Here is a 556-nt window from a genome sequence, read left to right as displayed (position 1 = left end):
TCAGCCATATGCGTACAAACACTATTTAAGAAGTGTCTATCGTGCGAGATGATGATCATCGTACAGTTACGCTCGTTGAGAACACCTTCTAGCCAACGAATGGTATTAATATCCAGGTTGTTGGTCGGCTCATCGAGCAGCATGATATCGGGTTCAGAGAAAAGTGCTTGCGCGAGTAAGACACGAAGTTTCCAACCCGGTGCAACTTCGCTCATTGGGCCATAATGCTGCTCAACCGGAATACCAACGCCAATCAGTAATTCACCCGCTCTAGATTCTGCACTGTAGCCGTCCATTTCAGCGAATTCAGATTCAAGCTCGCCTGCGCGAATACCGTCTTCTTCACTCATTTCAGGCTTGGCGTAGATCGCATCACGCTCCGCTTTGATTGACCAAAGCTCTTCATGCCCCATGATAACGGTATCGACAACACTAAACTCTTCATAGGCGAACTGGTCCTGCTTTAGCTTACCAATTCGTTCATTAGGGTCTTTAGAGACATTCCCCGAGGTAGGCTCTAAGTCACCGCCCAATATTTTCATAAAGGTTGACTTAC

At 46.9% G+C, this 556-nt stretch carries 1 protein-coding gene; it reads right to left on the bottom strand.

Features of this window, described 5'->3' with window-relative positions; genetic code table 11:
• A partial coding sequence (locus A3761_RS05855; RefSeq protein WP_156491649.1) for an ATP-binding cassette domain-containing protein occupies positions 1–556 on the bottom strand: 556 nt, incomplete at both ends.

The organism is Oleiphilus sp. HI0123 (genome assembly GCF_001635315.1).
This window is presented reverse-complemented; position numbering and strand designations above follow the sequence as displayed.